The sequence below is a fragment of the Mycobacterium sp. NPDC050551 genome (assembly GCF_040674075.1).
Taxonomy (GTDB): Bacteria; Actinomycetota; Actinomycetes; order Mycobacteriales; family Mycobacteriaceae; genus Mycobacterium.
Window position 1 is genome coordinate 712,079 of sequence record NZ_JBFARC010000003.1, and the last position, 16,656, is coordinate 728,734.

The following is a 16,656-nucleotide window of genomic DNA, read 5'->3' on the forward strand; positions in this document are numbered from 1 at the left end:
GCGACTTTCGGGCTCTTTTTCCGCCAACGATTCACACTCGGCGCGATGCTCAGTCAACCCCGGTACGGCGCAGGCACATTCGGTCGCGCACGGATCCACGCGGCGGTCGAAGGCCGCAGTGCGAGCACGAGCGTCAGGATCGGAAACGCGACTCCGAGGAAGATGGGGCCGCCGTAGATGGCGAAAATGGCTCCGGCTGCGGCGGCTTCGCCGTCGGCCTTGCTCAGAAGTGCCATGAACAGGATCATGAACAGCACGCTCGTCAGGATGGCGATGGCGCAGCCGGCGACCACGAGCCATCGGCCCACCATCTTGCGCTGAAACAGCGTCAGGGCTCCGATCGCCAGCATGATCCCGGCGACGATGACGGCCACGCCGACGAGGATGAAGATCACGTCGCCCGCGTTGGAGGAGCGTGACGGTGTGGTACCCCAGGCAGGGTCAGAATCGGGCGAGCCGACCGCCGCGAGTAGCAGCAGGCCGAAGCCGAGCATGGCGAGCGCGCCGAGTCCTGCGAGCACAGCCGCGGCGTTCGCCGTGCCGCCACTCGGACCGGCGGGCCGCACCGGCGGGTACTGATAACCGCCGGAGTAGCCGTTGTGCTGCGGATAGCCCTGCTGCGGGTAGCCGGGTTGCTGCGGATAGCCCTGCTGCGGATAGCCCTGACCGTAGGGCCCGTACGGATGGCTCACTCAACCCCCTCGAGGACTCGAAGAACCCAGCCTATCGGCCGATGACCGGGACGCAGAGCGCGGATTTCGCAGCTCAGGCCGCTGTCCTGTAACCTGGGCCGGTTGCCGACGCAGGCGACCCTCCTGCCACGGACAGTCCGTGGCCGCACACGACCATAGGAGGTGATGGGTTCCTTATGCGTCCATACGAAATCATGGTCATCCTCGACCCCACGCTCGATGAGCGGACGGTGTCCCCCTCGCTGGAGACGTTCCTGAACGTCATCCGCAAGGACGGCGGCACGGTCGAAAAGGTCGACATCTGGGGCCGGCGCCGCCTGGCTTACGAGATCGCCAAGCACGCCGAGGGCATCTACGCCATTGTCGACGTGAAGGCCGAACCGGCCACGGTGTCCGAGCTGGATCGCCAGCTCAACCTGAACGAGTCCGTGCTGCGGACCAAGGTCATGCGGACCGACAAGCACTAAGTCGCTTGACGGCCTGTGCACGTCGGGGCTGTTCCGTAGGCTCACCTGCGACTGCCGTCCAACGCGTACACCGCCAGCGATGAGCGCTTGCGCGAAGAGCTGACAACCAACAGGAGGACTTCGTGGCTGGTGACACCGTCATCACGGTCATCGGAAACCTGACCGCCGACCCCGAACTGCGGTTCACACCGTCGGGCGCGGCCGTCGCGAACTTCACGGTCGCGTCGACCCCGCGCATGTTCGATCGTCAGACCAACGAATGGAAAGACGGCGAGGCGCTGTTCCTGCGCTGCAACATCTGGCGCGAGGCCGCGGAGAACGTGGCCGAGAGCCTGACCCGCGGTTCGCGGGTGATCGTGCAGGGCCGGCTCAAGCAGCGCTCGTTCGAGACGCGCGAGGGTGAGAAGCGCACCGTGGTGGAGCTCGAGGTCGACGAGATCGGCCCGTCGCTGCGCTACGCGACCGCCAAGGTCAACAAGGCCAGCCGCAGTGGCGGCGGCGGCGGTGGCTTCGGTGCCAGCGGCGGCAGTGGCGGCGGCGGTGGCTCACGCCCGGCCGAGCAGCCCAAAGACGATCCGTGGGGCAGCGCGCCTGCGTCGGGGTCCTTCTCCGGCGCCGACGACGAACCGCCCTTTTAGACAACACATATCAGCGGACTGCGATCCGCGAACTTTGAGAAAGAGAAAGACACATGGCCAAGTCCTCCACCAAGCGGCGGCCGGCACCCGAGAAGCCGGTCAAGACCCGCAAGTGCGTCTTCTGCTCCAAGAAGGGCAAAGGGCAGATCATCGACTACAAGGACACGCAGCTGCTGCGTACCTACATCAGTGAGCGCGGCAAGATCCGTGCCCGCCGCGTGACCGGCAACTGCGTCCAGCACCAGCGCGACATCGCCATCGCGGTCAAGAACGCCCGCGAGGTCGCGCTGCTGCCGTTCAGCGCGTCGACGCGGTAGTCCCGGCCCGATAGAACGAAAGACTGAAGAGATGAAGCTCATCCTCACTGCCGACGTCGACAACCTGGGCGTGCCCGGGGACACCGTCGAGGTCAAGGACGGCTACGGCCGCAACTTCCTGCTGCCCCGCGGCATGGCGATCACCGCGTCGCGTGGCGCCGAACGACAGGCCGACGAGATCCGTCGGGCCCGCGAGCTGAAGACGGTTCGCGGACTGGAGCATGCCAACGAGCTCAAGATCGCGCTCGAGGGCCTGGATTCGGTGGATCTGCCCGTGAACGCCTCCGCCGACACCGGCAAGCTGTTCGGTTCGGTCACCGCGACGTCCGTCGTGGCGGCGATCAAGAAGGCCGGCGGACCGAACCTCGACAAGCGGACCGTGTCGCTGCCCAAGTCACACATCAAGGCGCTCGGCGAGCACCCGGTGACCGTGCGTCTGCATCCCGACGTTCAGGCCACGGTGACGCTCAACGTCGTCGCCCAGTAATAACGCACGCGACAATACGCCCGGGTTGGGACCCTTCGGGGTCTCGACCCGGGCGTTGCTGTGCGCGCTGGCGAACATTGTGCTATCGCGCGACCGCAGCGAAGATAACCGGCCGTTAACCTCGGTGGTGCCGAGGCGAAACACAACACGCCCGAGTCGGCAACCCGGCACGACACGCCGAAGAACTTTCCATCCACAACACTGCACGTCCCCTGTGATGCGCTTATCTGCGGATTTATCCGGATAACGAACGAGATTCCACAGGTTGTCCCCAGCGACTCAACATGGCCGTCCAGCGATATCCACACACCATCCACAGGTCTATGCACAGGGCCGGTATCGGGTGCCCCCAGCAACGCCTAACGTGATCGTGCGCGGAGCGGTTCGGGGGTTCGCCGACGTGGGATGTCGGTGAGCGGCCTTACAGTCGCGATAGACAACGATCGAACCTGCGTTCGAGCCGATCTGGGGAGGGTGGCGCCGTGGCTGTGGTCGACGACCTCGGGCATTCGGGTATGGATGACGCCCCGCCCAGCGAGGACTTCGGCCGCCAGCCACCACAGGACGCCGCCGCTGAACAGGCAGTACTGGGCGGCATGCTGCTGAGCAAAGACGCGATCGCGGACGTGCTCGAGAAGCTGCGGCCCGGCGACTTCTACCGGCCGGCGCATCAGAACGTCTACGACGCGATCCTCGACCTCTACGGCCGCGGTGAGCCCGCCGACGCGGTCACCGTCGCCGCCGAACTGGACCGCCGGAGCCTGCTGCGCCGCATCGGTGGTGCGCCGTACCTGCACACGCTGATCTCCACGGTGCCGACGGCCGCGAACGCCGGGTACTACGCCGGCATCGTGGCGGAGAAGGCGTTGCTGCGCCGCCTCGTGGAGGCGGGCACCCGGGTGGTGCAGTACGGCTACGCCGGCGCGGACGGCGCCGACGTGAGCGACGTGGTGGACCGCGCACAGGCCGAGATCTATGACGTCACCGAGCGGCGCGCCTCCGAGGACTTCGTCGTCCTCGAGGAGCTGCTGCAGCCCACCATGGACGAGATCGATGCGATCGCCTCGCAGGGCGGTATCGCGCGCGGTGTGCCGACGGGCTTCACCGAACTCGACGAGGTGACCAACGGCCTGCACTCCGGGCAGATGATCATCATCGCCGCGCGTCCAGGCGTGGGTAAATCGACGCTTGGACTGGATTTCATGCGGTCGTGCTCGATCAAGCACCAGCTGCCGAGCGTCATCTTCTCGCTGGAGATGAGCAAGTCCGAGATCGTGATGCGGCTGCTGTCGGCGGAGGCGAAGATCAAACTGGCCGACATGCGGTCGGGCCGGATGAGTGACGACGACTGGACGCGCCTCGCCCGGCGGATGAGTGAGATCAGCGAGGCGCCGCTCTACATCGACGACTCGCCGAACCTGACGATGATGGAGATCCGGGCCAAGGCGCGGCGGCTGAGCCAGAAGGTCGGGCTGCGGATGATCGTGGTCGACTACATGCAGCTGATGTCGTCGGGCAAGAAGTATGAGTCGCGCCAGCAAGAAGTCTCGGACTTCTCTCGGAGCCTGAAGCTGATGGCCAAGGAACTCCACGTGCCGGTGATCGCGATCAGCCAGCTGAACCGCGGGCCGGAGCAGCGCACGGACAAGAAGCCGATGGTGTCGGACCTTCGTGAGTCAGGCAGCCTCGAGCAGGATGCCGACATGGTGCTTCTCTTGCACCGGCCGGACGCGTTCGAGCGCGACGACCCGCGCGCCGGCGAGGCGGACCTGATTCTTGGCAAGCACCGCAACGGCCCGACGAAGACGATCACCGTGGCGCACCAACTGCACCTGTCGCGTTTCGCCAACATGGCGAAGTAGGGATCGATCTGGCCTCTCTGCCTGGGATTCCCGGGCACTGTCGGCACGCGGTATCCCTACGTCGATGCGACTCATGCGGGACCGGCGCGCCTTCGGCGTGATCGATTGGCGCGGGGGTTAGCAGTTGGTCGGTCCTCCTGCTGGCTGCAATGTCACCGACCTCGTCCGCGAATAAGCTCTGACGACGAGGGAACAGAGCCATCCGATCAGGGATTTCGTCTCTCGTGGAATAACTTTCGCAGCTGAGGAGATCGCTGATGACCTTGATTGGCATGGTCGGTGTAGGAGACATGGGCTCGGAGATGGTTCCCCATCTGGTGGCCGAAGGACATCAGGTGTGGGCATTCGACCCCGACCCCGAACGGTTGAAGGCCGCCGTGGGGGACGGAGCGATGGCCGCCGTGTCGCCGGCTGATGCGGCCCGGCGTTCGGAGGTGACGTTGAGCTTGGTCATGTCCGAGGACATTCCCGCCGCCCACTTCGGCGCGGACGGCATCTTGGCGGGTCTGCGCCCTGACGCGGTTCTCGTCCTGTGTTCGACGACGACCCCGACCCTGCTGGACGAGGTCCGAAATGGGGCTGGCGCGGACAGACACGTGGTTGACGCGCCGATCGTCGGCGGCGTGAAATACGCCAGGGAGAGGTCGGTGACGTTTCTCGTCGGGGGCGAGCCGGCGGCGGTAGCGCGGGCAGAGCGGGTGCTCGTCTCCCTGGGCAACGTGGAGCGGGTGGGTCCGGCCGGTGCGGGCGTGAAGTACAAGCTGATCACCAACACCTTCGTCATGGCCGCCGAAGTCGGTCTGCGCGAGGCGCTCGACCTGACCGACATCCTGGGCGGTGACTACGAGACTGCGCTGCGCCTGTTCGGCGTGGGGCCGATGGCCGCAGTCGTGAAACGCGCACTGGACGAATCGAACCCACGGCCGTTGCGCGCCTCCGCGCAGGACTTCGATGCCCTGTTATCGGTGGTTGATGATTCCGCGCTGCTGCCGATTTCGGCCGCTGGCCGGGACCGCCTGTGGGCGGCGGTCGAGGCGGAGCCCGGCCACGAGCCGATGTTCGTCGAACTCACCCGCCGGACTACGGCGCTCGACAGGTACCGTTCAGGAAAGCTGGCTGTCACACCCCGGTGAGTACACCGGTCCGTCTGAACGGCGCCGGCCGACGACACTGTCCGAGTGATCCACCCCAGCAGGGTGCGCCTATGCGTCACCCAAACTCGGCCGGTAGTCCGCCACTTCGGCCTCAGCAGCGAGCAACGCACCCAATTCGCCCTCCTGCTGGGCGACAAACACACCGATAACCTGCCGGCACACCTCCGGCACGCTGACCCCGCGCATATCAGCAATACGTTTCAACCCGACCAGCATTGACGTCGACACGTGAAACTGCACGGCGAATTGACCGCAAGAACCATCCTCGGGCGGTAACCCCGGACCAATGACCACCGGATGATCTGACCCGAATTCGTCAACATCAGCACCGCGAGCCCTCTCGACGGCCCCACCACTAGCGCCGCCAGCAACGCCCTCGTCCGGGTCGCGGAAATCCTCATGGCTGAACAAACCCATTGCGCCCACGCTAGACCTTGCAGAATGCCGAAGCCGCCGACTGCGTGGCCGACGCGGACACAGGACCTGAGTGGGACTCAAGTTCGCCGCCGCCGTCGCCGCCGTCGCCGCCGCCGCCGCTACATGTGTAGCTTCTGCCGCACCCGCGGTTGCCGACCTATCGGATGCTGCGGCATCGACGTCACCCCAAGGTCAGATGGACGGCCGATCGAGACCTACTTGGTGGGGCCACACCCGGGTCGTGCTTGTCTCGCTCGGTCGGCCTCTCAAGTGGGGAAATCGGCGCTGCGGGAGAGTGTTTCGTTCGCCCGGAATTTGGCCAGATTCTTCTCCAGCTCATCGATCACGGCGTCGTATCCGCTGTTGCCCAGGACCAGCCGACGGGGAGGTGGGTCCTGAGCCATCGCCGCGATCACCGCACGGGCACCGCGACGCGGATCGCCGGGCTGCACACCGTCCATCCCGACGAAGGTGGCACGGACCTCTTCGAGCATGGCGTGGTAGTCCGGGATCGGCTCGTCGACGGGTTCGTCGGCGAATCCGGTGTAGGCGTTCGTGCGGAACGCTCCCGGTTCGACGGTCAACACGGAGATGCCGTGTGGAGCGACCTCGTCATGCAGCGCGTCGGTGATGGCTTCGGTGGCGAACTTCGTCGCACTGTAGTAGCCGAATCCAGGCGCTGAGACGAGCCCGGCCACCGAGGACACGTTGACAATCCACCCGTTTCGGCGGGCGCGCATCCCCGGCAGCACCGCACGCGTCACCGACAGCACTGCGAAGAAGTTCAGCTCGAACATCGCCCGCAACGCGGACTCGTCCATCCCCTCGATCGATCCGTACCAGCCGCGGCCGGCGCTGTTGACCAGCACGTCGATACCACCGAAGTGCTCCTCGGCGGCACGCACCGCACGCTGCACCTGCGCCGCATCGGTGAGTTCCAGTGGCACGACGAGAACGCGTTCGCCGTACTGCTCGGCCCACGTCGCCAGCTCCTTCGGACGCCGGGAGGTGAGTACCACGCGGTCGCCGGTCTCGAGGGCCGCCTCGGCGAACGCCATTCCGAAGTTGCCGGGGGTGCCTCCGGTGATGAACCAACGCCGCGTCATGGCTCGATCACCACCCGGCTGATCACTGTGCCGTCGAGGGTGAAGCGGTAGCGCAGGTCGGCGACCCCGCCCGGGAAGTCGCCCTCCAGGTGCTGTGCGACGTCGACAGTCGTACCGGTCTGCCGTTCGAGCACCGTCGCACCGGTGAACTCAGTGGTGTATGTGTACTCGCCGGCCGCGGTGGCCACCCAGGCCCCGATCTCGTCATGTCCTTTCAAGTCGTGGCCTTCGTCGGTCACCACGGCATCGGTGCTGAGTGTGGCCAGTGCTTGATCCACCTCACGGGCATCGAGCGCAGTCATGAACGTTCTTATGGTCTTTGGGAGTGCATCCCAGTCTCGGGTGTTGGTCATGACCCCACGATGAAACTTGCCCTAAGGGGAAGGTCAACCCCCGGTTCGACTCGCGCCGTGATGTTGACCTTGCCCTAGGGGGAGGCTTGAGGATGGCCGTGTCCCATCACGTGGGCGATGCAAACGCAGAGGAGGACGCCATGGGCGCACAGGTCTCGATCGGAGACTTCGCAGTGATGACCAGTCTGAGTAGGAAGGCGCTACGCCACTACCACGACATCGGCATTCTCGAACCCGCCCACATCGATCCCCATACCGGCTACCGCTTCTACGACACCAGCCAGGTCGATCACGCCCACATCATCCGCCGGTTCCGATCGCTCGGAATGTCCATTCCCGACATCAAGGCGCTATTGAGCACCGAAGACGCCGGGGCCCGTACCGACATCATCACCACTCATCTCGAACAGATGGAGGCTCAGCTGCAGCAGACCCGTGACACCGTGGGTGCGCTGCGCGAACTGCTCTCCCCCGTGCGTACTCCCACACACGTCACATCGCGCCACGAACCGGCGCTCGCCGTGTGGTCCGTGAGCGCCACCATCGACACCTCCGGGATAGACGACTGGTTCACGGCGTCACTGCGGACACTGCACCGGGCCGTCGCCGTGGCAGCAGGCGCGCCGACCGCGGTGGTGCCGGGCGGCCTGTACGACCGCGCGCTGTTTCTCGAACAGCGCGGCAGCGCAACCATGTTCGTCGAAGCATCACCATCCGCAGATCCCCCCGAGGGTATCCGTGCCGAGGTCTTACCCAGGACCGAATTCGCGGTGCTCACCCACCCGGGCGGTCACGACGGCATCGATCGCAGTTACGCGGCCCTGGGCATCTACGTCAACGAACATCTGATCAGCAGCCAGGGGCCCATCCGCGAGCGTTACCTCGGCGGCACTGCCACCGATCCGTTCCGGTTCACAGCAACCGAGATCTGCTGGCCGATCTTCAGCACCATCGCGCCGCGATGAACGACACACACGAGCGGTTCGCGCATACGGAGCATGGCTCAATCCCGCACTGGGTGATGCGCCCCGTATCGAATACGCGCCTCAACTCGAAGAGCTGGGTTACGCCCAGATCAACGATCATTTCACGGCCGGCGCCAACCACATCGGCATCCAATTTTCGCCGAGTACCCCACCGCCTCGCTGGTGCAGGCTTCCGCGCGTTGGCCCCAGTTCATCGCGTCGCGATTGGACATGGAGTTTGCGAAGCTACACCCCACCTTTGTCTTCGATTGCGCACGGACAGAGCGTGCCCGCAACGGTGCGATGCTCGGTGATTGACGCGGGTGATGCGGTAGGTCTTCGCCGGCGGGAACCCTGTATGAACGGACTCTTCTAATGTCTGCCCCGACCTGACGTACACACGACGCCAGTGCGCATAGGGAAGTTAAGTAGTGGCGCGCCAGATTTGAGGTACCGGACTACTGTCGCCACCGCCGCCCACCCGACCGAGACTCCTCACCACACCTGAAATGAGGAGGACTTGCGATGACCAACAACGACCGCCGCCCTGGCAAGGGGCGAGCTCTCATCAGCGTCGCATCCCTGACCGCGGGGTTCATGGTGACCGGCGGGGTATGGGCTGCGCCAGCCTATGCGACGTGCAGCCCGAAGGCACGGCCGTGCATCGACAAGATTTACATGAAAGACCCGACGACCCTGGAGTTCACGTGGACTGATAGCGCCATCAACATGGACGTCTACCAGGTTCGGTACGGAACGGCAGAGGAACTCATCACAGGCCTCCCGCCCGCGCTGGTGGAGCACCAGTTCGAGTCATTCGCCCCCTACTGGGAGATCCGCGACGTGAAACCCGGGGCGACTTACGTGCTCAAGGTGCAAGGGGGCGACACCGGCTTTGGAGGCAGCTTCGCCTCGCATACGTGGACCGAGTGGGACGAGAAGAGGTTCACCGTTCCGATGCCGGTGGACGATCGCGGCCGCACGCTCCCGAAGGTGCCGGTCGACGGTGGCACACCGACGCCCTACCTCGAGAAGCAAATCGATCTCCCAGCTTTCAACGGGCCGGTGCCGACTGCCCCGACCGCCACCGTCGCCGACGATGTCGACGTCTACAACGCTAAGAACGAGCCGGATGGCGTCGGGCAGGTAATGGGGATCCTGCGCCAGGGCGGCGCCGTGAAGTTGGTGCGCGACTGTGCACCGGAGTCGTGGTGCGAGGTGTCGGGCGACGCGGTGCCGGGCGGGCACGGGTGGGTGTGGGGACACCTGAACCTGCCGTGACCACAACGAAGAGCGGAGACGGTCATGCTGGTATCCAACTTCGAGATCGGTAGCGAACCGTCAGGCGACGGCTGGGACACCCGCTACCAGTTGCAGATCACCAACATCGCGGATTCGGACGTCGGATACACCGTTACCGCTGATTTCGCACCGGTCGATGGCTGGCCGGTCCACACCGGCAAGGAACGGAAGGCTTACGTCTGGGAACGAGTCAGGTGGAACGCCGACTATCGGCCGTATGGAAATTGGCCCGCGGACTACCGGCGGCGCGGGAACGTGGTCACAGGTGAGATTCGCCCTTGGCTCGAACCTGGGCAGACGATGGTCGTAGAACTCTCATCGAAAGTTCGAGACAGCTCACGTCTTCACGGCCTGATCCGCTTGGACGCGATCCCGAATCGCTCAGCGCTGGGACGCGTACTTGTGCGCCCCTTCGCCGTGAGCGTTCTGCTGCACGCCCGCCGAATCGATTATCGCGAGGGCCGGTTGCGCTATCTCATGGACAGGAACGGGATCGTGACGGGACGCTACAGCCATCCAGACGCCTATTCCTCGGAGTCGGTTCAGATCTCCAGCGGTAAGGCCGAGAACACCCTGCAAACCGCCGGCTTCATGCGCAGTTTCGACGGCAGAATGCTCACGCCGGAGTGGGTGGGCGACACGCTCGATACAAATCAGCACCACGGGGCACTGCTGATCCCCGCGGAGGAACGGCCGCTGGCCCTGCTGGATCTGCTCGACGCGGTGGACAGCGACGATGAGCACATCCGCACGCTCAACGAGGCCCTGTCACGACTCGGGTCGGGAGTGCGGGTGACCCGAACCGACAACTGATCCGTCACCCAGGACGAGGGCCAAAGGCAATCTCTCGAGCCCTCAGGCAGTTGCGTGGATCGCGCTGATGGTGAGCTCGAAGGGGCCCTGCTGTTTGTCGAGTATGTAGACCGACACCTGGCTGAGGCGTGAAGGATTCAGCGTCTGTGGCGCGTTGGGCTCAGGGTCGAGTCGCATGCCCACTGGCTGGAAGGCCTCGATTGGCAGTTCGTATGTCCGCTGGACGTCCGCTTCCGTGGCGAAACGCTGGGCGTAGGACCAGGGTTGCCCTTCAATGCCCACCTTCACCAGGTAGGTCTTGCCGTCGCCCACAGCGTGTACGCGGAGCGACGTTGCGCCTGTTGCTCGGCGTCCGATCTCGGTGTCCTGCGGACTGCGGGCCGAGGCGAACCCGCCCTTGTTCGCCAGCGAGATCTCGCCGGAGAACACCAGGCCGCCGTCGTTACCGAACGTGATGCGCGAGGTGGACTCACCGCCCATGACGGGATCGTTCACCGTGGTCCAAGAGGCCACCTCGTCGGCATCGTCGAGGTCGACGAGAGGAGTCTCCGACCTGTTCGTCGTCATGTTCGCGTCGGACGATGGCGCGGCGCCGCACGACACCACGAGCACGGCCGATGATGCGAGGACGAGACCCGTCAGGCACCGTCGAACTGCCCCCGGCATCAACACCGACCCGCGGCCCTCGTCTCACGGCCTCGCATGGGCATGCCGTCGATGACGGCATAGATTCTCCGGAGATCGGGCACGTCGTCGACGCGCAATTTCTCGCCGCCGTCCTTGCCGATCAGCACACCCGCGAAGGCGTTGGCACCGACCCCATACTTGCCTGCCAGCCGTCGAGACTCCTCGGCAGTGATGACCTGACTGTCCAGCGTGCTCGTGCCCTCGGTCACCACGAGGCCGAGCACCATGTCGCGGTCGGCGAACTCACATCGGCTGGCCTCGATACGGGCCAGAGTCTCGAGGAGCCGGGGGTCGCCTTCCGTGGGCGCGAACAGGAGTAGGGGACGACGTTCCCAGAGGTAGTCGTCGAGTCCGACGGCCCCGGCAGTAGCTGACCCGAGAGCACTGCCTGACAGCAAGACCGCGAGGACGAGCGCCAATCGCACGCCCCTGCGCATCACCGACATAGTGGTGATGACTCTACGGCTGAACGACGAATTCGACCCCGGCGGTGATGGCGGGCCGGTGGCGCAGGATCCGGTAGTGAGCCAGCCGGCCGAGGCCCTTCGTCGTCAGCAGGCGCGCGCCCGGCCACCTCGCCGCGAGTCGCTGACTGGCCGCATACGGGGCATCGGGGTCGTCGGGATCATGGATGACGAGCAGCGGCGGGAAGCCCGCGCGCCGGCCGACGTGGTCCATGTTCGTCTCGTGCAGCGGCATACCGATCCGCTTCTCCAGACGGCGCTGAAGCCCGGCCCGAATCCGGCGGCCGAAATCGTGCCGCGCTGCGAAAAGATCCAGATACAGGGGAAAATCGCCCATCGGCGAGAGAAGAACCAATCGCCCGACGTTTGCGCCCTCGGCCGCCGCGCACACCGTGGCATTCCCGCCGAGCGAATGCGCCACCACCGCGTGGGCCTGCCCGTGGGTTTCGATCATGGCCTTGATTGCCTCGGCACACTCGACCGACGTCGTCCGCCCCGGCGCCAGCTCGCCCGGGTCGGACTCGTTGTGGCTGGGCAGGTCGAACGCGATGACGCGGTAGCCGGCCGCCACCAGTGGCTTGACGAACATCGCCAGATGCGGTCGTCGCCCGCCCCAGCCGTGCACCAGGTAGATCGGCGCTCCCTCGCCCCACTCTTCACCGACCACCCGGTGCCCATCCCAGTACGCCTCGAGCGGCTTGCCCGGCGGCACACCCGGCGGCATCCGCAGAGCCGATTCCATGACTGGCGGGGTGCACCACAACTCCACCGCCCATCGGGAGCCCAAGCGGGGCGCGAGCCGCTCCAGCAGGCGGAACCGCCTGCGGACGTCGTCGGCGACAGGCGGAAGAATCTCGGAGCCGACGACATCGAGCGGGGGTATCTCACCCGCCCGGTCCAACTCCGACGCGTGGTCAGACCCTCGTTCTGTCATGGTCGGCGATCGGGTCATGTGGTGGCACGCGGCGACCTTAGCAGCGCCGCGTCGGCGGCCAGGGCTCGTCCACCTCGCCGGGATCGATCAGCGCGGCCCGGTGCCGATGACCGCATCAGAATGTGTCGGCTTCCCGGTTGGGCGTAGCGCAGACGGGGCACTCGCATCCGACGGGACGAGCCCGGCGGCGCTACAAGGAGGACGTAATACATGACGATGCCCAGTGACGCCGCAGACGCGGTGGAGAATGTCGGCCCCAACGAAGGTCCGCGTGACCACGAAGGGGTCGACACCGATCACGAGGCCTACGTCGACGAAGACAATGCGCCCCATCCCGGCGACGCCAACGAGGGCGGCTGACGTCAGGCGCGTCGCGCACCGCGGCCCAGGGCCATCCGGAGTGGACATCGACGGCACCAGTTCGTAGCCTTTCCCGCGAGAGCCAAGCCAAGATCAGTCTTCGACCGAAGGATCGTGACAATCCGCGTGACCGGGGTGCGTGACCTCCTTCGGCGAACGGTGTGCGGTGTGGCGACCGCGGTCCTGGTGCTGGCCATGTCGATGGGTGGCGTCAACGCGGATCCGGCGGCCGACGCGTTGGCCGAGCTCAACGAGTTGTCTCAGCAGGCGCTGCAGACCCGTAAGGCCGTGACGGCCGCTCAAAAGGATGCCGACGCCAGACTGGCCGAGCAGGCCGCGGCCGCCGACCGCCACCGTGCCGACCTGGCGGCACTCGAGGTCGCGAACGCACAGCTGATGCCCCTTCAAACCGCCGCCGACCGGATCGCGGCGATGAACTACATGAGTGGGCGTGACGGCCAGATGGCGGCGGTGCTGTCCGCAACTTCGCCCCAACAGCTGATCGATCAGCTGTCGCTGCAACGGACGGTCGGCTCGACCATCGCCGATCAGATGAAGGCCTTCCAGGCAGCCCGTGGGCGCGCGGCCACCGCCGCCCAGGCGTCGGAGAGATCGGCTGCCGACGCCACTTCCGCGGCGGAGAAGGCCGCCGCGGTGCGCAAAGAACTGCAGGCCAAGTTGAGTGAGCTGCTGCGTCAGATCGCCGCCGCGGAGGCGCAGTATGCGGCGCTGACACCGCAGCAGCGAGCGATCATCGACAACGCGCCTCCGCCGCCGAGCGCGCCGGCTCCGCCGATCGCCGCGCCACCCGGCGTGCCTCCCGGCGACGTGGCTCCACCCCCTGCCGCCGCCGTCCCAGAGATCCCGGAGGCCCTGCCCGTCGGCGTCGCGTCAGAGGCCGGGTTGCAGCCCAACACCGTCCTGGCCGCCAGGGCCGTCAGCCGGCAGTTCCCGCAGATTGCCGAGATCGACGGCGTTCGGCCGGACTCGAAGCCGTGGCATCCGAGCGGACTGGCGATCGACATCATGATCCCCAACCCCGAGAGCCCCGAGGGCATCGCGCTCGGCGACCAGATACTCGCCTTCGCGATGAGCAATGCCGGCCGGTTCGGGTTACAAGACGTGATCTGGCGCGGCACGTATTACACGCCGGCGGGTCCGCAGGCATCGGGTTACGGCCACTACGACCACGTGCACATCACCACGACGCCACGCGGCTAGCCATCACGGGTGCAGATTCCACTGGCCGCAGTCCTGCGCCAGTACGTCGTTGACGTCGACCCGGATGCCGCCGACCACCGGTCCCGGATTCGAGGCGGTGTCGATGATCCGCTGGTAGAGCACCGCGCCGGGGTAGATCTGACCGTTGGACCAGGATCGGGTCTGCCACGCCCACACTTTGCCGGGTGATTTCGACCTTCCGATCACACCGTCGGCCGCCGCCCACTGGCATGGTCTGATGCCGGCGTAGATCCCGGTACGCATCTCTCCGATCACCGAATTGATTCCACGAAACCACGGCAGCGCAAGTCTGTTCCATGCCTCGCGGTCGATGTCGTCGTCGACGCTGAAGAAGATCGGGGCGCTCCGGCCGCCGCCCGCAGCGGTGTGGAGCTGCCACGCGGTGCGCGCGTCGGCGACGCCTCCGGCGTACCCGCGGGTGAAGTCCGACGGCGCTGTCCCGCCGGGCTTGCCGTACTGGTAGTTGCTGACGATGACCAGGCCGGCCGCGTTCAGCGACTGTGCATAGGGCAGGGTGATCGGCTTGGCGCCGAACGACGAGCCAGGCCGCGAGGTCGAGACGTAGTTGATCACCCCGGCGTGGCCGGCGGCCCGGATGTCCCGGGCCGGGATCTGACGCATCGCGTAATCGATCAGCGTCGGAGCGGCGGCCGCCGCCTCGGGTGCGCGGGCACCCGTTGCCGCACCCAGTCCGGCCAGCGCCGACGCTGCGGCGGCATAGCGCAGCGCATCACGCCGTGACAGGGACACGGGCGGATGTTACCAATGTGACAGCTGTGATTTGAGCTCATCATCGGCGCGGCGGCCAGTTCGTTGCCCCGAGGGGACGCGCGGAGCCGACGGATCAATCCGCAGCAGCATGTGAAGACCACACGACGAGGATCTCGACCTAGGTGCCGTAAAGATGGAGGGCACGTGCGGTCTCGGTGGCCACGTAACCGCTCAGTCTGGCAATCGGTGGACCGCCGCGCTGATGGATCACATTCGCGAGGACGATCACGTAGGTGTCAGACCCCGGATCCATCCACAACGTGACTCCGGTGAACCCGGTGTGGCCGAAGCTACCGATGGGAAAGACGGCGCCGCGTGGTCTGGAGTGGGCGGTGTCGATGTCCCAGCCGAAGCCGCGCAGATCAAGTCCCGGTATTGCCGGGTAGTCCGCAGCCAGCAGTTGATCTGTTGCGGTGAAGACCGTTTCGGTCGCCTCGTTCGCCGCCTCGACCTGGCCGGCATGGTGCCCGGGTTGCTGCGGAGTCGTCATCATCTGCACGCTCGCCTGCCTCAGCGGAAAGGTGCTCGGGCGGTTGGCGAGCCGGTCGAGAAGCGCCTGCGCGTAGAGGCCCACGTCGTGCACCGTCGTGAACACTCCGGCGCTCCCAGCCACCCCGCCCATGCGGCGTGCCGTCGGGTCGTGCACGGTCCCGCGAAGCGGGTGACCGTAGTCGGGGTTGATGCCCGGAGTGTCCTCGTCGAGAGCTGTCGGTGCGATGCGCCCCAGCAAGTCGGTGCTCCACGCATCCGCCGGGCAACTCCCCACCGTCGGTCCCCGGGGATCCAGGGCGATCGCCGTTCCCCGGATCCGGTGTGGGCCGCACGCTTTGGTGGCCGGGAGGTAGTGGGTGTCTGACATCCCCAGTGGTCCGAACACGTTGTGCTCAACGTAGACATCTTCGGGCTCGCCGGTGATCTTCTCCAGCAGCGCGCCCAGGATGATGAAGTTGATGTCGGAGTAGTGGAAGCGTTCTCCGGGAATGAAGACCACCCACGCGGCGAGCGCACGGCGAACGCCCCCCGCCTTGTCGGCCTTGTCCAGACCCCACGGACCGTCCAGGCTCAGGTCCCCCGCTATGCCCGAGGTATGGGTGAGCAACATGCGCAGAGTGACCTGCGCGCGGCGCGGATCGTCGGCCGGGTTGAAGTCGGGAAGGTACGCCTGAACCGGTTCGTCGATCCGAACCCGGCCTTCTTCGTGGAGCTGCATGATGGCGGTCGAGGTCGCGAGGCTCTTCGTCAACGAGGCCAGGTCGAAGATGGTGTCCTCGGTCATCGGCTCCGCCGGGGCGGGTGACCCGTCCAGCCCCGGTTCGCCGGCAAGCTTGCGCGAGCCGAAGGCCTGGCGGAAGACGATCTTGCCTTCGTGCCCGACCTGGACGACGGCGCCGGGTAGCTGCCGCGCCGCGACGGCGTCTTCGATGAGCCGGGAGACGGGGGAGAAGTCTCCGGTCGGAGTCACTTCAGCGACGGCGGGTGCCGGCGACGGGGTAGTCGGAGCGGTCGTCCTCGGTGTGCCGGTGTCGAGCGGTGGAGATGCAGTATGTCCGCATGCCGGGGCCGCAGCGAAAGTGCACACCACGGCTCCAACCGCGAAGAGCCGGGCAAGGCGCGAGCGTGACACC

Annotated in this window: 20 protein-coding genes; 11 read left to right on the plus strand and 9 right to left on the minus strand. The window is 66.2% G+C overall.

What is annotated here, in order from left to right:
- Positions 1-53 precede the first annotated feature (53 nt).
- The gene (locus AB0K11_RS15805; RefSeq protein ID WP_364978071.1) at positions 54-692 is read right to left on the minus strand and encodes a hypothetical protein; all 639 of its coding nucleotides are present in this window, start codon (positions 690-692) and stop codon (positions 54-56) included.
- A 176-nt stretch (positions 693-868) separates the two neighbouring features.
- Here AB0K11_RS15805 and rpsF point away from each other — a divergent pair, with 176 nt between their 5' ends.
- The 6 genes from rpsF to AB0K11_RS15835 all read left to right on the plus strand — a co-directional run bounded on the left by rpsF (position 869) and on the right by AB0K11_RS15835 (position 5,596).
- Positions 869-1,159, plus strand: coding sequence for a 30S ribosomal protein S6 (gene rpsF / locus AB0K11_RS15810; RefSeq protein ID WP_364978074.1), 291 nt, complete (start codon positions 869-871; stop codon positions 1,157-1,159).
- A 122-nt stretch (positions 1,160-1,281) separates the two neighbouring features.
- On the plus strand, positions 1,282-1,797 hold the full coding sequence (locus tag AB0K11_RS15815) for a single-stranded DNA-binding protein (protein WP_364978077.1): 516 nt from the start codon (positions 1,282-1,284) through the stop codon (positions 1,795-1,797).
- Between the two features lie 53 nt (positions 1,798-1,850).
- The gene (rpsR, locus tag AB0K11_RS15820; protein ID WP_364978080.1) at positions 1,851-2,114 is read left to right on the plus strand and encodes a 30S ribosomal protein S18; all 264 of its coding nucleotides are present in this window, start codon (positions 1,851-1,853) and stop codon (positions 2,112-2,114) included.
- A gap of 31 nt (positions 2,115-2,145) precedes the next feature.
- Positions 2,146-2,601 (plus strand): 50S ribosomal protein L9, encoded by a 456-nt coding sequence (gene rplI, locus AB0K11_RS15825; RefSeq protein ID WP_364978083.1) that lies wholly within the window; start codon positions 2,146-2,148, stop codon positions 2,599-2,601.
- Between the two features lie 482 nt (positions 2,602-3,083).
- The gene (dnaB, locus tag AB0K11_RS15830) at positions 3,084-4,463 is read left to right on the plus strand and encodes a replicative DNA helicase (protein WP_364978086.1); all 1,380 of its coding nucleotides are present in this window, start codon (positions 3,084-3,086) and stop codon (positions 4,461-4,463) included.
- Positions 4,464-4,720: 257 nt separating this feature from the next.
- Positions 4,721-5,596, plus strand: a complete 876-nt coding sequence (locus AB0K11_RS15835) for an NAD(P)-binding domain-containing protein (RefSeq protein ID WP_364978088.1) — start codon at positions 4,721-4,723, stop codon at positions 5,594-5,596.
- Positions 5,597-5,665: 69 nt separating this feature from the next.
- Here the strand turns inward: AB0K11_RS15835 and AB0K11_RS15840 are convergent, their stop codons facing one another.
- From AB0K11_RS15840 to AB0K11_RS15850, 3 genes are all read right to left on the minus strand, one after another.
- Complete coding sequence (locus AB0K11_RS15840) at positions 5,666-6,034, minus strand: hypothetical protein (protein WP_364978091.1); 369 nt, start codon at positions 6,032-6,034, stop codon at positions 5,666-5,668.
- 266 nt (positions 6,035-6,300) lie between these two features.
- On the minus strand, positions 6,301-7,140 hold the full coding sequence (locus tag AB0K11_RS15845; protein ID WP_364978094.1) for an SDR family NAD(P)-dependent oxidoreductase: 840 nt from the start codon (positions 7,138-7,140) through the stop codon (positions 6,301-6,303).
- Positions 7,137-7,442, minus strand: coding sequence for a nuclear transport factor 2 family protein (locus tag AB0K11_RS15850; RefSeq protein ID WP_364978097.1), 306 nt, complete (start codon positions 7,440-7,442; stop codon positions 7,137-7,139). The genes AB0K11_RS15845 and AB0K11_RS15850 overlap by 4 nt, the downstream gene beginning before the upstream one ends.
- A 191-nt stretch (positions 7,443-7,633) precedes the next feature.
- Here AB0K11_RS15850 and AB0K11_RS15855 point away from each other — a divergent pair, with 191 nt between their 5' ends.
- The 3 genes from AB0K11_RS15855 to AB0K11_RS15865 all read left to right on the plus strand — a co-directional run bounded on the left by AB0K11_RS15855 (position 7,634) and on the right by AB0K11_RS15865 (position 10,573).
- Positions 7,634-8,458, plus strand: coding sequence for a MerR family transcriptional regulator (locus AB0K11_RS15855; RefSeq protein WP_364978100.1), 825 nt, complete (start codon positions 7,634-7,636; stop codon positions 8,456-8,458).
- Between the two features lie 525 nt (positions 8,459-8,983).
- Positions 8,984-9,739: a hypothetical protein gene (locus AB0K11_RS15860; RefSeq protein ID WP_364978103.1), complete on the plus strand. Its 756-nt coding sequence runs from the start codon at positions 8,984-8,986 to the stop codon at positions 9,737-9,739.
- A gap of 24 nt (positions 9,740-9,763) precedes the next feature.
- On the plus strand, positions 9,764-10,573 hold the full coding sequence (locus AB0K11_RS15865; RefSeq protein ID WP_364978106.1) for a hypothetical protein: 810 nt from the start codon (positions 9,764-9,766) through the stop codon (positions 10,571-10,573).
- A 42-nt stretch (positions 10,574-10,615) separates the two neighbouring features.
- On the opposite strand, the gene AB0K11_RS15870 is transcribed toward AB0K11_RS15865, so the two are convergent.
- The 3 genes from AB0K11_RS15870 to AB0K11_RS15880 are packed head-to-tail and all read right to left on the minus strand — an operon-like array spanning position 10,616 to position 12,658.
- The gene (locus AB0K11_RS15870; RefSeq protein WP_364978109.1) at positions 10,616-11,185 is read right to left on the minus strand and encodes a CIA30 family protein; all 570 of its coding nucleotides are present in this window, start codon (positions 11,183-11,185) and stop codon (positions 10,616-10,618) included.
- A 53-nt stretch (positions 11,186-11,238) separates the two neighbouring features.
- Positions 11,239-11,697: a DUF4174 domain-containing protein gene (locus AB0K11_RS15875; RefSeq protein ID WP_364978112.1), complete on the minus strand. Its 459-nt coding sequence runs from the start codon at positions 11,695-11,697 to the stop codon at positions 11,239-11,241.
- Between the two features lie 22 nt (positions 11,698-11,719).
- Positions 11,720-12,658 carry an alpha/beta fold hydrolase gene (locus tag AB0K11_RS15880; RefSeq protein WP_364978516.1) on the minus strand — a complete coding sequence of 313 codons (939 nt, stop codon included), beginning with the start codon at positions 12,656-12,658 and terminating at the stop codon, positions 11,720-11,722.
- 210 nt (positions 12,659-12,868) lie between these two features.
- Between AB0K11_RS15880 and AB0K11_RS15885 the strand changes: the two genes are divergently transcribed.
- The gene (locus tag AB0K11_RS15885; protein WP_364978115.1) at positions 12,869-13,018 is read left to right on the plus strand and encodes a hypothetical protein; all 150 of its coding nucleotides are present in this window, start codon (positions 12,869-12,871) and stop codon (positions 13,016-13,018) included.
- A gap of 126 nt (positions 13,019-13,144) precedes the next feature.
- Complete coding sequence (locus tag AB0K11_RS15890) at positions 13,145-14,239, plus strand: glycoside hydrolase (RefSeq protein WP_364978519.1); 1,095 nt, start codon at positions 13,145-13,147, stop codon at positions 14,237-14,239.
- Between the two features lie 3 nt (positions 14,240-14,242).
- Here AB0K11_RS15890 and AB0K11_RS15895 read toward each other — a convergent pair whose 3' ends face one another.
- Together AB0K11_RS15895 and AB0K11_RS15900 are read right to left on the minus strand one after the other, a co-directional pair.
- Positions 14,243-15,010 (minus strand): DUF1906 domain-containing protein, encoded by a 768-nt coding sequence (locus AB0K11_RS15895; protein WP_364978118.1) that lies wholly within the window; start codon positions 15,008-15,010, stop codon positions 14,243-14,245.
- Positions 15,011-15,149: 139 nt separating this feature from the next.
- On the minus strand, positions 15,150-16,493 hold the full coding sequence (locus tag AB0K11_RS15900; protein ID WP_364978121.1) for a serine hydrolase domain-containing protein: 1,344 nt from the start codon (positions 16,491-16,493) through the stop codon (positions 15,150-15,152).
- Positions 16,494-16,656: the final 163 nt, after the last annotated feature.

Coding starts and splice junctions, on each gene's coding strand:
- rpsF (WP_364978074.1), top strand. CDS start 869: ATGCGTCCATACGAAATCATGGTCATCCTCGACCCCACGCTCGATGAG.
- rpsR (WP_364978080.1), top strand. CDS start 1,851: ATGGCCAAGTCCTCCACCAAGCGGCGGCCGGCACCCGAGAAGCCGGTC.
- rplI (WP_364978083.1), top strand. CDS start 2,146: ATGAAGCTCATCCTCACTGCCGACGTCGACAACCTGGGCGTGCCCGGG.
- AB0K11_RS15835 (WP_364978088.1), top strand. CDS start 4,721: ATGACCTTGATTGGCATGGTCGGTGTAGGAGACATGGGCTCGGAGATG.
- AB0K11_RS15840 (WP_364978091.1), bottom strand. CDS start 6,034: ATGGGTTTGTTCAGCCATGAGGATTTCCGCGACCCGGACGAGGGCGTT.
- AB0K11_RS15845 (WP_364978094.1), bottom strand. CDS start 7,140: ATGACGCGGCGTTGGTTCATCACCGGAGGCACCCCCGGCAACTTCGGA.
- AB0K11_RS15850 (WP_364978097.1), bottom strand. CDS start 7,442: ATGACTGCGCTCGATGCCCGTGAGGTGGATCAAGCACTGGCCACACTC.
- AB0K11_RS15855 (WP_364978100.1), top strand. CDS start 7,634: ATGGGCGCACAGGTCTCGATCGGAGACTTCGCAGTGATGACCAGTCTG.
- AB0K11_RS15860 (WP_364978103.1), top strand. CDS start 8,984: ATGACCAACAACGACCGCCGCCCTGGCAAGGGGCGAGCTCTCATCAGC.
- AB0K11_RS15865 (WP_364978106.1), top strand. CDS start 9,764: ATGCTGGTATCCAACTTCGAGATCGGTAGCGAACCGTCAGGCGACGGC.
- AB0K11_RS15875 (WP_364978112.1), bottom strand. CDS start 11,697: ATGCGCAGGGGCGTGCGATTGGCGCTCGTCCTCGCGGTCTTGCTGTCA.
- AB0K11_RS15880 (WP_364978516.1), bottom strand. CDS start 12,658: ATGACAGAACGAGGGTCTGACCACGCGTCGGAGTTGGACCGGGCGGGT.
- AB0K11_RS15885 (WP_364978115.1), top strand. CDS start 12,869: ATGACGATGCCCAGTGACGCCGCAGACGCGGTGGAGAATGTCGGCCCC.